We start from the raw sequence: 14916 nt of genomic DNA on the forward strand, positions 1-14916 counted from the left end.
TCCCCCTATTTAGAAGACAAACCAGGAAGCTCCCGCAATGGCCACCGAAGTCAAAGCCCCGGTACTGCCCGAATCCGTCGCCGACGGCACCATCGCCACCTGGCACAAGAAGGTGGGCGACGCCGTCAAGCGCGACGAAAACCTGCTTGACCTGGAAACCGACAAGGTCGTCCTGGAAGTGCCGTCGCCGGTCGACGGCGTGCTCAAGGAAATCAAGTTTGCCGAAGGTTCGACCGTGACCTCCAGCCAGGTCGTGGCGATCATCGAGGAAGGCGCCGTCGCAGCTGCCCCGGCCCCGGCTGCTGAAGCCGCTCCGGCTGCCGCTGCGGCCCCGGCCGCCGCTGCGCCGGCCGCAGCCGCTGCCCCGGCCCCGGCTGCCAAGTCGGCTGCCGACGCGCTGCCGCCGGGCGCCCGCTTCACCGCCATCACTGAAGGCGTGAACCCGGCCGACGTCGACGGCACCGGCCGTCGCGGCGCGGTAACCAAGGAAGACATCGTCAACTTCGCCCGCAACGGCGGCGCCGGCAAGGCCGGTGGCGCACGTCCGGAAGAGCGCGTGCCGATGACCCGCATCCGCAAGCGCATCGCCGAGCGCCTGATGGAGTCGAAGAACTCCACCGCCATGCTGACCACCTTCAACGAAGTCGACCTGTCCAAGGTCTCGGCGGCGCGCAAGGAACTGCAGGACGAGTTCGTCAAGGCACACGGCATCAAGCTGGGCTTCATGAGCTTCTTCGTGAAGGCCGCTGCCAACGCGCTGCAGCGCTTCCCGCTGGTCAACGCCTCGATCGACGGCGACGACATCATCTACCACGGCTACTCGGACATCTCGATCGCGGTGTCGACCGAAAAGGGCCTGGTCACGCCGGTCCTGCGCAACGTCGAGCGCATGTCGTTCGCCGACATCGAGAAGACCATCGCCGACTACGCCAAGAAGGCCCGTGACGGCAAGCTGGGCCTGGAAGAACTGCAGGGCGGCACCTTCACCGTGACCAACGGCGGCACCTTCGGTTCGCTGCTGTCGACCCCGATCATCAACCCGCCGCAGAGCGCCATCCTGGGCATGCATGCCATCAAGGAACGTCCGATCGCCCAGAACGGCCAGGTCGTGATCGCGCCGATGATGTACCTGGCGCTGTCGTACGACCACCGCATCATCGACGGCAAGGATTCGGTGCAGTTCCTGGTGGACATCAAGAACCAGCTGGAAAACCCGGGCCGCATGCTGTTCGGCCTGTAAGACACCTCCCGCCCCTCCGCGCCTGCGCGGAGGGGTTCTGGTAATGCATCAAGGAATAATTCAATGGCTGAACAATTCGACGTCGTCGTCATCGGTGCCGGCCCGGCCGGTTACCACGCTGCCATCCGCGCGGCCCAGCTGGGCCTGAAGACCGCCTGCATCGACGCAGCGCTGGGCAAGGACGGCAAGCCGGCACTGGGCGGCACCTGCCTGCGCGTGGGCTGCATCCCGTCCAAGGCGCTGCTGGATTCCTCGCGCCAGTTCTGGAATATGGGCCACATCTTTGGCGACCACGGCATCAGCTTCAAGGATGCCAAGATCGACGTCGAGGCGATGGTTGGCCGCAAGGACAAGATCGTCAAGCAGTTCACCGGCGGCATCGGCATGCTGTTCAAGGCCAACAAGGTGGCCGCCTATTATGGTTTTGGCGAGCTGCAGCCGGGCAACGTGGTCAAGGTCACCCAGCATGACGGTTCCATCGTCGAGCTGAAGGGCACCAACGTCATCATCGCGGCCGGTTCGGATTCGATCGAACTGCCGTTCGCCAAGTTCGACGGCGAGACCATCGTCGACAACGTCGGCGGCCTGGACTTCACCGAAGTGCCGAACCGCCTGGCGGTGATCGGCGCCGGTGTGATCGGCCTGGAACTGGGCAGCGTGTGGAAGCGCCTGGGCGCTGAAGTCACCATCCTGGAAGCACTGCCGGAGTTCCTGGCCGTGGCCGACGCCGAAGTGGCCAAGACCGCTGCCAAGGAATTCAAGAAGCAGGGCCTGGACATCCGCCTCGGCGCCAAGGTCTCCAAGACCGAGATCACCGGCAAGGGCAAGAAGAAGGAAGTCGTTGTCACCTACACCGACAGCGAAGGCGAAAAGACCCTGACCGTGGACAAGCTGCTGGTGGCCGTTGGCCGTCGCGCCGCCACCAAGGGCCTGCTGGCCGAAGGCACCGGCGTCAAGATCAACGAGCGCGGCCAGATCGAAGTCGATGCGCACTGCCACACCGGCGTCAACGGCGTGTGGGCGGTCGGCGACTGCGTGCGCGGCCCGATGCTGGCGCACAAGGGCTTCGAGGAAGGCATCGCGGTGGCTGAGCTGATCGCCGGCCTGCCGGGCCACGTCAACTTCGACACCATCCCGTGGGTCATCTACACCGAGCCGGAACTGGCCTGGGTCGGCAAGACCGAAGCCCAGCTGAAGGCCGAAGGCATTCCGTACAAGGCTGGCAGCTTCCCGTTCGCCGCCAACGGTCGCGCCGTGGCGATGATCGAGCCGGCAGGCTTCGTGAAGATCCTGGCCCATGCCGAAACCGATCGCATCCTCGGCATGCACCTGGTCGGCGCCAACGTCTCCGAGCTGGTGCACGAAGGCGTGCTGACCATGGAGTTCAGCGGCTCGGCCGATGACCTGGCCCGCATCTGCCACGCCCACCCGTCGCTGTCGGAAGTGATCCACGACGCAGCAATGGCGGTCAGCAAGCGCGCCATCCACAAGGCGAACTGATCTGCATCCGGGTAGGTGCCGACCGTTGGTCGGCACGCGCCTGCAAACAAAGAACCCCGCCTCGGCGGGGTTTTTTGTTGGCGTTGATGATGTAGAGCCGAGCCCACGCTCGGCTATCCCGGGAAAAGCAGCCGAGCATCGGCTCGGCGCTACACCTTTCCAGCCGGCTTCTTCGGCGGATCGTCACAGATGCGGTGCTGGACCACGGTTTCACCGCCCTTCCACTCCTTCACCACCCGGCAGCGCTCCTTGGGTTTGACCGCCTTGGCCGCTGCAGCATCCGCCTCATCGGCAGCGGCGGCCTGCTGGCGTTCCAGCCATGCGGACGGCGGCACCGGTGTGGCCAGTACCGGACCCGCAAGCAGGACCAGACCCACCAGCAACACCGTCCTCATGCAGCCACCGCCCGGCCACCGAGCAGGCGCGCCGGCAGCATGAACAGCGCGCGCAGGAACGCGAACAGGGCCGAGAAGGTGATGCCGACCAGGCGGAACGGCAGGCTCAGCAGCCACACGAACGGCCAGGCGATCAGGGCGAGGATCGCCAGCGGCCAGCACAGCACGAACAGCAGGCACCACACACCGAGCGCGAACAGGGTCTTCATCACGGTCTCCTTGTGGCGGCACCTTGCCGCCTTCGGACACCTTGGCGCCGCGCCCCACCGCCGGCAAACGGTTTGCGACGAAACCGGGCTGGGGGCGATGAAACCGGTGGTGGGGAAACCGGAGATTGATCAGGTTGCCGGCCAGCGGCCGGCACTACCGAATGGATTCACACCGGGACTGCGCCCGGGCGGCCGTGGGTCACCTGGAAGCGCGCCGCGGTGCGAACCGTCGCATCCGCACGCAGCACGCTGTCGGCGAAGCGCAGCTCCGCATCCAGGGTCTGCCGGTTCAGCTGCAGCTTCCACCAGCCACGGCGGTCGCCGTCGAAATAGCGGATGTGCGGGTTCTGCGGAATCGACGGACCGTAGTACGGGCCATAGGGCGTGTCGTCGCCGCCACTGCTGATCGCCGGGGCGATGAATTCGGTGGCCACGACCGGCGCACTGGCGGCATCGAAGTCCAGCTTCAGGTCGTTGACGAAGGTGGAATGCCAGTCACCACCGAGCACGATGGCATTGCCCTGCCCGCCGGCCTGCATCACCTGCAGCAACCGTTTGCGTGCGGCGGGATAGCCATCCCAGGCGTCATTCCAGAAGCGCTCGCGTGGCGTCCCACCGTCCAGCCGCAGCTGCGCCATCAGCAACTGCTGCACCACCACGTTCCACCGCGTGCCCTGCGCGGCCGCCATCGACTGCGCGAACCACGCCTCCTGGCCCGTGCCGAGCATGCTCACGCGCGGGTCCAGTGCAGCATCGCAGCGTGGCGACTCGCCCACGCCACAGGGATTGGCCGGGCGGAACTGGCGGCAATCGAGCAGGGTCAGCTGTGCCAGATCGCCGTAGCGCAGGCGCCGATGCACGCGCAGGCCGCCGTTGCCCGCAGGTGTGCTGCGCATCGGCAGATGCTCGTAGAACGCGCGGTAGGCGGCGGCGCGGCGGATGACGAAGTCCTCCGTTGATACGCCGGGCTTTTCCGGGTGGACGCCGGAGTAGTCGTTCTGCACCTCGTGGTCATCCCAGATCACCGCGAACGCATGCGCGGCGTGCGCAGCCTGCAGATCCGGATCGAGCTTGTACAGCGCGTACTGGTCGCGGTAGCGCTCCAGGCTGACGGTCTCGCCGCTGAAACGCTCGGCGTCCAGTGTGCGGCCGCGCGCGTTCTGCAGCGGGCTGTATTCGTACAGGTAGTCACCGGCATGCAGCACCAGGTCGACATCGCTCTGCGCGATATCGCGCAGGACCGGGTAGTAGCCGCTGTTCCAGGCCTGGCATGTGCACAGGGCCAACCGAAGCTGCTGCAGTTGCGTGTCCAGCGGCGGCGCGGTGCGGAAGTGGCCGACCGCGCTTCCCTCGTCGCCGTCGCAGGCGAAACGGTAGTAGTAGTCGCGGCCTGGGCGCAGGCCGTTGACCTCCACGTGCACCGAATGCGCCAGCTCGGGCACCGCGGCCGCAGTCCCCCGCTGCACCAGCCGGCGCATGCCCGGGTCCTCGGCCACGAACCAGCGCACCGGCACCGCCCGCGACGGCATGCCGCCGCCATTGAGCGGGTCCGGTGCCAGCCGCGTCCACAATACGGCCCCCTGTGGATCCGGATCACCGGCGGCGACACCGAGGGTGAACGGATCGCGCCCCAGCCGCGGCCGTGGGCCGGCCGTGGCCAACCCCGGCATCGCCGCCAGCGCGATCGCCGCCCCCGTGCCCTGCCACGCCATGCGCAGCAGGCGACGGCGGCTTTCCGGATCGACAGGCCCGCGCATCAGAAGCGCACGGTAGCGGTGGCCATCACCTGGCGCGGCGCGCCGACCTGCATGGTCGCCAGGCTGCGGGTCGGGTCAGCGGCGTAGGTGCCATTGGTGTTGATCGAGGACAGGTAGCGCTTGTCGGTCAGGTTGGTCAGGTTCAGCGCTACGGTCAGGTTCTGCGCCGGGCCGAGCTTGCCGAAGTCATAGGCCGCCGAGGCGTTGACCAGCCAGTAGCTCGGCACCGACACATCGTTGGTATAGGTCACGTAGCGCTTGCCGACATGGTTGGCGGCCAGGCGCAGGTCCCACGGGCCCGGGGTCCACGCCAGGGTGCTGGCGAACATCCATTCCGGGGTGTCGACGGTCGTCTTGCCGCGGGTCGGCACCACGCCGTTGTTCACGTAGTCGTTGTCGTAGGTGCTGTCATTCCAGGACAGCGCATTGGACCAGGTCAGGTCCTGCATCGGCTTCAGCTGCAGGGTCGCCTCGGCGCCGCGGCTGGTCACAGAACCGACGTTGGAGAACAGTGCCGGGCAACCGAGGATGCCCACGCACTGCGCGATGGCCAGCAGGCGGTTGTCGAACTTGACGTCGTACACCGCCACCGAGGCTTCATAGCCGCGGCCGTAGCCACGCCAACCCAGCTCGATGGTGCGCGACTGTTCCGGCTTCAGGTTCTTCGCGCTGGCATCGAAGGCGGCCTGCGGCACATTGAACGGACTACCCACGCCCAGCGCATAGGCGGCGACGTTTTTGGCGAACGAACCGAAGATCTCGTTGCCTTCGTTGAGCTTGAAGTTGAAGCCGGCCTGCGGCAGCAGGCCCTTCTTCGAGGTCAGGCTGCTGTTGTTGGCATAGCTGCCCAGCGGCGTGCGCACGCTGGTACGGGTGTGCGGCGACTTCGCGCCGATGTCGATGGTCAGGCGATCATCGAACAGGCGGAAGCGGTCCTGCACGTAGAACTGGCGGGTGATGGTGGTGTAGCGCTGGTGCCACACGCGCTGGTCCGGGTTGCGCAGGAAGAAGTCGTCGGTGATCGGGCCGTCGATGTAGTAGAAGTTGCGCTGCACGCTGTGGCCGTTGTCCTCGTACCAGAGGCCGGCTTCCAGTTCGTGGCCACCGACGTTCCAGGTGAACGCCGAGGTCACGCCGGTACGGTCGATCGCGTACTCGGTGGTGCGGATCGAGATCGGAATCTCGCGGCTGGTGCCCGGGTTCGACGGATTGGACGGGCTGAACCAGTGGCCCTGGCCACGGTTGCTGTGGTTGTAGACGTTGACCTTCAAGCGCATCGACTCGTTCAGGCCGAAATCGCCGGCAATGCTGGACAGGTCATCATTGCGCAGGCCGTGGCCGGAGTAGTACGCATCCCACGGGCTGTTGACGCCGCCGCTGAACTTGCCGCGTGCGGCGGCGACGGCGCGATCCCAGTCCGGCGCGTAGTTGTCCCAGTCCCAGCCGAGGCGATCGATCATTTCCAGCGACAGATCCTGGTAATCGGCCTCGACGCGGCGCGAGGCGTTGAACAGCGCGGTGATCCTGCTGTCCGTTCCGAAGTTGTAGGTGGCCTTGCCGTTGAACTGCTTCAGCTCCTGCGAGCCCTTGCCCTTCCACTTGTCACCTTCCGAATACACGCCGGACAGGTAGGCGGCAAAGCCCTGGTGCTCGCCGGTATCGAGGCGTGCATAGCTGCGGCGCGCGCTGTCACTACCAAAGCTCTGTGCCAGCACGACCCCATACTCGGTGGACGGATCGATCGAGTAGAACTGGAACACGCCGCCAAGGTTGCTGGTGGACGGTGTACCCAGTGCGCCGATGCCGGTGGAGACCTCCGCACCACCCAGGTTCTCGCTGATCACCGCGCGGCTGATGTGCAGGCCGTTGCTGTTGCCATAGGCCATGTTGCCCAGCGGGATGCCATCGAGGGTGTAGCCCAGGCGGTTCTGGTTGAAGCCACGCAGGCTGATGGTGGTGGACCATTCGTAGGCGCCGGTGGCATCGGCCGATTCGAAATGCACGCCCGGCTTGGTTGCAAGCAGCTTCAGCGGATTGGCACCCGGCGGCAGCACCTTCATGTCCTCGGCGGTCACGCGCTGCACCTGGCGCGCTTCACCGCGGCCGATCACCGAGACCGAATCGAGGGTGGTGGCCGACTGTGCGTCGGTGGCGGGGGCGGTTTCAGCGGCAGCCAGCGACGGCAGCGAAGCACAGACCAGCAGGGCCAGCAGATTGCGGCGAAGCGGAGCGTGGGACGGCATGGGGGCGGATTCCTTGGGCACGCTGGACGCCGAAGGGCGGCGTCGAAGGGCAGCAGCGGCGGAATCGTAAAAGCGTCGCGTTACATGTCATTTACACGCCACATACGGACGTTTGGCGTTTCGAATGGTTTGCCGGCCGTGGGGTGGTTGCCGGCCAGCGGCCGGCACTACGGTTATTCGAATGAACCGACCGAGTCGTGGGCCAGGTTGTCGAAGCGGGTGTACTCGCCGAAGAACTTCAGCTTGCACGACCCGGTCGGGCCGCCACGGTGCTTGCCGATGATGATCTCGGCCAGGCCCTTGTCCGGCGAATTTTCCTTGTTGTAGTAATCATCGCGGTAGATGAAGACGATCATGTCCGCATCCTGCTCGATTGCGCCCGATTCGCGAAGATCGGCCATCACCGGGCGCTTGTCGGTACGCGTTTCCAGCGAGCGGTTGAGCTGCGACAGCGCGATCACCGGCACGTGCAGCTCCTTGGCCAGGCCCTTCAGCGAACGCGAGATCTCCGAGATTTCGGTCGCGCGGTTTTCGCTGTTGCCCGGCACGCTCATCAGCTGCAGGTAGTCGATCACCACCAGGCCCAGATCATGCTCGCGCTTGAGGCGGCGGCACTTGGAACGCAGCACTTCCGGCGACACGCCAGGCGTGTCGTCGATGAAGATCTTGGTTTCCTTCAGCATCTTGATCGCGCTGGTGACACGGCTCCAGTCCTCGTCTTCCAGCTGGCCGGTACGCAGGCGCTGCGCGTTGATGCGGCCGTTGGAGGAAATCAGGCGCATCGCCAGCTGCGATGCCGACATTTCCATCGAGAACACCGCCACGCCCTTCTTCGACTTGATCGCCGCGTACTCGGCGATGTTCAGTGCGAAGGTGGTCTTGCCCATGGCCGGGCGCGCGGCAAGGATGATCAGGTCGGTCGGCTGCAGGCCGGAGGTCATCGCATCGAAATCGTTGTAGCCGGTCGGCAGGCCGGTGATGTTGCCGCCGTTCTCGAAGCGGCTGCGCAGCTCTTCGAAGGCATCCTTCAATGCACCGGGCATCGCCACGAAATCGGTACGGCCGCGTGCGCCCTGTTCGGCGATGGCGAACACGCTCTTTTCCGCCGAGGCCAGCAGTTCGCTGCTCTCGCGTCCCTCGGGCTGGAAACCGTCGTTGACGATGTCGGTACCCACCTGGATCAGCTGCCGCAGCACCGCCTTGTCACGCACGATCTCGGCGTAGGCCACGATGTTGGCCGCCGACGGGGTGGTACTGGCCAGTTCGATCAGATAGGCACCATCGCCCACCAGTTCCATCTTGCCCTGCGATTCGAACCACTCGCCCAGGGTCACCGCATCGAACGGCCGCTCGCGCTCGGACAGCTCACGGATCGCGCGATAGATCATCTGGTGGTCGCGGCGGTAGAAATCGCCTTCGGTCAGCTGGTCATTGACCCGGTCATAGGCCTCAGGGGCCAGCATCAGGCCACCCAGCACCGCCTGCTCGGCTTCCACCGAATGGGGCGGTACCCGCAACTGGTCGATGCGCGACTCGTCGCGATCGCGATCGAAGCCATCACCGCGCTCTCTGCGGTTGGAACGGAAGCCGGGGCGAGCGGACATGCTGCGGTGTTTCCTGCGAAAGTGGGCCGGACGAGTGTAGGCATGCGCCGACCCCGGCGGCCATGGACAAGCCTGTGGATAAGCCGTGGAGAAACGGGGGATATCCGCCGGTGCCTGGCCAGACTGGCATGGGAGCGTCGCACTGCCTGCGACGGGCGCCATTGCGGCACCCGAGCGGACATTATCGCAGATGGGGCTGGCAACCGCTGCGTCAATCGCCCTTGACGTGAACCGCGATCAGCGCCAGGAACCGGTCCACGTAGCCCTGCAGGAATTTCTGCGTGCCTTCATTGTGGACCGTGCCATCGGCATCGATCAGGCCGTCCTTGAAATGAATGAACGCCTCGGGCTGGCCGAGCACGTGCATGTCCAGGAAGGCCAGGCTGTTGCGCAGGTGCTGCTGGGCCACGGCGGTGCCGATCTGGCCGATGGAGGCGCCGATCACCGCCGCCGGTTTGCCGGCAAACGTGCTGTCACCGTAGGGGCGCGAGCCGATATCGATGGCGTTCTTCAGCACGCCCGGCACCGACCGGTTGTATTCCGGGGTCACGAACAGCACCGCATCGGCGGCACGGACCTGGTCCTTCAGCCGGGTACCCTGCGCCGGATAGTGGCCATCGAAGTCCTGGTCGTACAGCGGCAGATCACCGATCTGCACGTACTGGAAGCGCGCACGGTCGCCGGCAATCTTCTCCAGCGCATGGGCCAGTTTGCGGTTGCAGGAATCCTTGCGCAGGCTGCCGACGAACACGGCGATGGTGGGGACGGACATCGGGACATACTCCTCACGGTGCGGGAGGCCCAGCCTAGTCGCCGGGCCCTTGCAGGCCGGTGAAGATCAGCCGCCGGTCACGCCCGCGCGCACCTGCCGCCAATGCGCCTGCCAGGCCTGGAACATCAGCACGTTCCACAGATGGGTATGCCACTTGCGCTGGCCGCCGAGGAACTGCTGCCACAGCGGCTGTACCGCGGCCGCCGACAGCACGCCCTCCTGCTCCAGCCGCGCGGGCTGCAGCAGATCTTCGGCCCACGGCCGCAGGTCGCCCTTCAGCCAGTCACTGACCGGCGCGCCGAAACCACGCTTGGGCCGGTGCACCATCGACTGCGGTACATAGCGGCCCAGCACGCGCTTGAGCAGCACCTTGCTGGTGGTTTCACTGCGCTTGAAGCCCAGCGGCAGCGACCAGGCGAACTCGGCCACGCGAGAATCCAACAGCGGTGCGCGGGCTTCCAGGCTGACCGCCATCGAGGTGCGGTCGACCTTGCACAGCAGGTCATCCGGCAGGTAGGTCACGTAATCGGCCAGCATCATCGCATCGGCCGGTGTGCCGGCACCGTGCAACGGGTCGGCCAGGTCGTAGAAGCTGCCCGCGGCCTGCGCCCCGGGCACTGCCGCCGCCGGGTCGCGCCAGCGCGAGATGCGGTTGCGGTACACGTCACCGATGCCACGCGCGCCGGATTCTGCCAACAGCGCGGCCAGGCCGCCGGTACGCGAGGCCTCGCCCTGCTGCTGGGAGCGCGCGCCCATCCAGCGCCGCAGCGGCCCCGGCACACGGCCCAGCATCTGCCAGTTGCGCAGCGCGCGTACATAGCGGGTATAGCCGAAGAACAGCTCGTCGCCACCATCGCCGGACAGCGCCACGGTCACGCCCTGCCGCGCCAGGCGGGCGACCAGCGCGGTCGGCACCTGCGAGGCATCGGCGAAGGGTTCGTCGAACATCGCCGGCAACTGCGGCACCACCGCCAACGCATCGGCACCGCTGACGTAGAGTTCAGTGTGGTCGCAGCCCAGATGCGCGGCCAGTTCCTTGGCCAGCGGCGCCTCGTCGTGACCCGAACCGGTGAACCCGATGCTGAAGCTGTGCACCGGCTGGCCACTTTGTGCCTGCATCAGCGCGGCCACCAGCGACGAATCAGTGCCGCCGGACAGGAACACGCCCACCGGCACGTCGGCCACCATGCGCAGCGCCACCGCGTCACGCAGCAGCCCGTCCAGCTGCTCCTCGGCTTCCTCGATGCGGCCCTGGAACGGCGCAGCCAGCGCCGCCTGCATGCGCGCACGCGCATCCCAGTACGGGCGCTGCGCCTGTTCCGGCCGGTGCGCGGCCGCACCCGCCGCCACGGCTTCCGCATCCAGGCGCAGCACGCGCCCGGGCATCAATTTGTAGCAGCGCTGGTGGATGCTGTGCGGCGCCGGAATGTAATCCAGCCGCAGCAGCAGGGTCAGGGCGTCACGGTCGATGTCGTTGTCGAAGGCCGGGTGCTGCCACAGCGCCTTCAGTTCCGAACCGAACACCAGCGTGTCGCCGGCCCAGCCGTAGTACAGCGGCTTCTTGCCAACGCGGTCGCGGGCCAGCCACAGGCACTGCTCCTGGCGGTCCCACAGCGCAATGGCGAACATGCCGTTGCAGCGCTGCAGGGTGTCTTCCATGCCCCACTGCAGGATCGCTGCCAGCAGCACCTCGGTGTCGGAGTGGCCACGGAAAACATGCCCCAGCGGCTCCAGTTCGGCACGCAGGGCGGCGAAGTTGTAGACCTCGCCGTTGTAAGCCATCACGTAGCGACCATCGGACGAGGCCATCGGCTGGTGGCCCAGCGGCGACAGGTCGAGAATGCTCAGCCGACGGTGCGCCAGCGCGATGCCGGCCCCGGCATCGACCCAGCTGCCGCCATCATCCGGCCCGCGGTGGTGCAGCGCCTCGCCCATGGCCAGGACCTGCGCCTGCAGCACCTCGGCCGACGCCACCGGCGCCGGCAACAACATTCCCGCCAATCCACACATGCATCAAGGTTCCTGCGCCAGTTCAAGGGCGGCGCCAATCACCGCATTGTCGCTTGGAAGCCCGAACATTGCTGCCCCCGCCAGCGGCGTATAGGTATCGGCACCGCAGACCCGGCGCAATGGCAGGTGGCCGAAACCGGCCTCGACCAGGGCGGTGACCACGCCCTCGCCCACCCCGCCACTGTGGCGGCCCTCATCCAGAACCAGCACGCGCCGGGCGCTGGCGGCTTGCGCGGCGATGAAACCGGCATCCAGCGGCACCAGCCAGCGCAGGTCGACCACCCGCACCTGCCAGCCCAGCTGCTGCTCGATCGCCCGCGCCGCGCGCAGCGCCATCGGCACGCCGTTGCCATAGGTGTAGACCACCAGGTCGCCCGCCTCCGGCGCATAGACCCGGCCCTCGCCCGGTACCAGCGCCTGGCCCTGGGCCGGGTAGTCGAACAGCCACTGGCCATCGCCCGGCGCATGCAGGTCCTTGCTCATATACAGCGCGATCGGCTCCAGGAACACCGCCACCCGCCCGTCCACCCGCGCCAGCGCGGCCAACGTGCGCAGCATCATCACCGCATCGTCGCCGCGCGACGGGCAACCGACCACCAGGCCGGGAATGTCGCGCAGCGCGGTGATCGAATTGTCGTTGTGGAAGTGGCCACCGAAGCCTTTCTGGTAGCCCAGCCCGGCCACCCGAACCAGCATCGGGTTGCGGTACTGGTCATTGGAGAAGAACTGCAGCGAGCACGCTTCGCCGCGCACCTGGTCGATGGCGTTGTGCAGGTAGGCCAGGTACTGGATCTCCGGAATCGGCAGCATGCCCATGTTGGCCAGGCCCTGCGCCATGCCCAGGATCATGGTCTCGTCCAGCAGGGTGTTGAACACCCGGCGTGGGCCGAAGCGGCGCAGCAGATCCTTGGTGACGGTATAGACACCGCCCTTCTGCGCGACGTCCTCGCCGAACAGCAGGCTCTGCGGATACTTCGCCAGCAGTTCCTGCAGCCCATGGTTGATCTGGATGGCGAGGTGCCGAGGTGCCTGCCGCTCAGGCAGGGCCTCCGCACCGCCATACAGCGCTTCGCGCGCATCGGCGGGCACCTCGCGCCGCGCCTCGGCCTGCACCGCCGCCGGCGTGTACGGCGCCAGCGGCGCCATCACCTCCTGCAGCGACTGCAGCGTCGGGCGGCCTTCGGCATCCGCCGCCGCGGCCATGCAGCGCGCACGCATCGTCTCGTAAGCCACTTCGATGGCAGCCGCATCCATCCAGCCCGACTCCATCGCGATCTGCGCCGAGCGCAGCAGCGGATCCTGCGCCTCGGCCGCGCACAGCTCCGGCAGCGCGCGCCATTCCACCTCGAAATCGGTGCCGGCGTGGCCCATCAGGCGGGTGGTGCGCAGATGCAGGAAGGTGGGCCGCCGCGTGCGCCGGCAGTGCTCCACCGCCGCCTGCACCTGGGCGTGCCCGGTGGCCAGGTCGAGACCATCAGCGAAGAAATAGTCGAGCCCCGGCTGGCGGCTGAAGCGCTCGGCAATCCAGCCTTCCGGCGTCTTCACTGAAATGCCCAGCCCGTTGTCCTCGCAGACGAACAGGATCGGCGCCGGCAGCTTCTGGTAGGCCGACCACATCGCGGTGTTGAACGCGGTCTGCGCGGTGGCATGGTTGGCCGAGGCGTCGCCGAACGAGCACAGCACGATGCTGTCGGCCGGGATCGGCAACGGCTGCCCCAGGCGCTTGCCGCTCTCGATGGCCAGCGCGGTGCCCAGCGCTTTCGGCAGGTGCGACGCGATGGTCGAGGTCTGCGGCAGCACCCACAACGGTTTGCTGCCCCACACCTTGTGGCGGCCCCCGCTGGCCGGGTCATCGGCGCTGGCGGCGAAAGACAGCGCGGCATCGCGTAGCGGATCGATGCCCGGCACCTGGCGCGAACGCTCGGCCATGAAGGCACCGGAGCGATAGTGCAGAAAGGCTGGATCGGTATGCCGGCAGGCCCGCGCCAGCAGCGCGTTGCCCTCGTGGCCGGAGGAACCGATGGTGTAGAAGACCTTGTTCTGCACGCGCAGCACGCGTGCCATCAGGTCCAGCTGGCGGCTGGCCAGCTGCGAATCGAACAGTTCGCCAAACGCTGCGGCAGTGAGCGTACTGCCCGGCAGGATCGGCGCATCCGGCGCCGGGCGCGGACGCGGGGTTCCACGCCAGCCACGCACCGCATCGAGAAAGTTGACGTCGCACACTTCGGCGCGGTTGAGCACGCGCATGCGTGCGGGAATCGGATCTGGAACCACAGCGAACATCGAACACCCTCCGTGTCGTTGTTGCATTCCGCCCGGCGCTGGCCAGACGCTACCCTGTGGGGGTCACCCTGGTGAGAGTCACGCAGCCTCGAAGCGAGCGCGCACCTCGGCGGTCACGGCCGGCATCGGCAGGAAGCGCGGTTGTTCACGCACGCGCTGCAGCCAGCCACGCACTTCCGGGAATGGCTCCAGGCTGATACCGCCCTCTCCCGCCACGTCGGTATAGGCAAACAGCGCGATATCGGCGATGCCATATCCGTTGCCGGTGAACCATTGCGCCTGGCGCAGATGCTGCTCCATCACCGCCAGCGCGGTGGCGGCGCGCTCGTGCAGGCGCGGCAGTTCGGCGCGGCGCGGTGAATCAGCGGGGGTCCAGCCACGGATGAAGCGCGCCACCGCCACGCACGGCTCGTGCGTGTATTGCTCGAAGAACATCCAGCTCAACGCCTGCGCGCGCTCCCAGCCATCGCTGGGCAGGTACGGCGTGCCCTCGGCCAGCCAGAACAGGATCGCGTTGGATTCGGTCAGCACGCGGCCATCGTCGCGGACGATCAGCGGCACCTTGGCATTCGGATTCAACGCCAGGAATTCGGGGGTGTGGGTCTGGCCATGGGCACTGTCCACTTCCACCCAGCGGTAGCGGCTGCCGAGCTGCTCCAGCAGCAGGCGCACCTTGTGGCAATTACCCGAGACCGACATGCCATGCACCGTCAACGGGACGCGCTCTTCCACCATCGCCTGCTCCATCGGATCCGGCCGGCGGCCAGCTGCGTGCAGTCTGGCAAGCGCGCCGATGAATGCCAAGCGCGGGTGCAGCATGGCAACACGGTAGTGGGGGGGGGGGGGGGGGCGGGCGGCCGGGGGGGGCGCCCCCCCGGGGGCGCGCGCGGCGGGGGCCGGCCG

11 protein-coding genes are annotated in these 14916 nt (G+C 67.0%); 2 read left to right on the forward strand and 9 right to left on the reverse strand.

Features of this window, described 5'->3' with window-relative positions:
* The first annotated feature begins 37 nt into the window (after positions 1-37).
* Positions 38-1240 carry a dihydrolipoyllysine-residue succinyltransferase gene (gene sucB / locus V3B25_RS01405; protein ID WP_049420906.1) on the forward strand — a complete coding sequence of 401 codons (1203 nt, stop codon included), beginning with the start codon at positions 38-40 and terminating at the stop codon, positions 1238-1240.
* A 63-nt stretch (positions 1241-1303) separates the two neighbouring features.
* The gene (gene lpdA, locus V3B25_RS01410) at positions 1304-2740 is read left to right on the forward strand and encodes a dihydrolipoyl dehydrogenase (protein ID WP_008264626.1); all 1437 of its coding nucleotides are present in this window, start codon (positions 1304-1306) and stop codon (positions 2738-2740) included.
* 149 nt (positions 2741-2889) lie between these two features.
* Here lpdA and V3B25_RS01415 read toward each other — a convergent pair whose 3' ends face one another.
* From V3B25_RS01415 to V3B25_RS01455, 9 genes are all read right to left on the reverse strand, one after another.
* Entirely contained in the window at positions 2890-3135 is a 246-nt protein-coding gene (locus V3B25_RS01415; protein ID WP_049420905.1) for a hypothetical protein, read from the reverse strand.
* Positions 3132-3344, reverse strand: coding sequence for a hypothetical protein (locus tag V3B25_RS01420; protein ID WP_010486834.1), 213 nt, complete (start codon positions 3342-3344; stop codon positions 3132-3134). The genes V3B25_RS01415 and V3B25_RS01420 overlap by 4 nt, the downstream gene beginning before the upstream one ends.
* 167 nt (positions 3345-3511) lie before the next feature.
* The gene (locus V3B25_RS01425; protein ID WP_329809880.1) at positions 3512-5101 is read right to left on the reverse strand and encodes an alkaline phosphatase D family protein; all 1590 of its coding nucleotides are present in this window, start codon (positions 5099-5101) and stop codon (positions 3512-3514) included.
* Positions 5101-7344: a TonB-dependent receptor gene (locus tag V3B25_RS01430; protein WP_121505103.1), complete on the reverse strand. Its 2244-nt coding sequence runs from the start codon at positions 7342-7344 to the stop codon at positions 5101-5103. Before V3B25_RS01430 ends, V3B25_RS01425 begins: the two co-directional genes overlap by 1 nt.
* 173 nt (positions 7345-7517) lie before the next feature.
* Positions 7518-8948, reverse strand: a complete 1431-nt coding sequence (locus V3B25_RS01435) for a replicative DNA helicase (RefSeq protein WP_010486827.1) — start codon at positions 8946-8948, stop codon at positions 7518-7520.
* Between the two features lie 211 nt (positions 8949-9159).
* Positions 9160-9720 (reverse strand): NAD(P)H-dependent oxidoreductase, encoded by a 561-nt coding sequence (locus tag V3B25_RS01440; RefSeq protein ID WP_329809881.1) that lies wholly within the window; start codon positions 9718-9720, stop codon positions 9160-9162.
* A gap of 66 nt (positions 9721-9786) precedes the next feature.
* A complete protein-coding gene (asnB, locus tag V3B25_RS01445; RefSeq protein ID WP_032129635.1) occupies positions 9787-11730 on the reverse strand; it encodes an asparagine synthase (glutamine-hydrolyzing) in 1944 nt (647 codons plus the stop codon).
* Between the two features lie 3 nt (positions 11731-11733).
* Positions 11734-14013, reverse strand: coding sequence for a thiamine pyrophosphate-dependent enzyme (locus V3B25_RS01450; protein WP_132810478.1), 2280 nt, complete (start codon positions 14011-14013; stop codon positions 11734-11736).
* Positions 14014-14091: 78 nt separating this feature from the next.
* Positions 14092-14748 (reverse strand): glutathione S-transferase family protein, encoded by a 657-nt coding sequence (locus V3B25_RS01455; RefSeq protein WP_154264974.1) that lies wholly within the window; start codon positions 14746-14748, stop codon positions 14092-14094.
* Positions 14749-14916 lie beyond the last annotated feature (168 nt).

Source organism: Stenotrophomonas sp. SMYL8 (genome assembly GCF_036320065.1).
In the GTDB taxonomy this organism is placed as follows: Bacteria; Pseudomonadota; Gammaproteobacteria; order Xanthomonadales; family Xanthomonadaceae; genus Stenotrophomonas; species Stenotrophomonas maltophilia_A.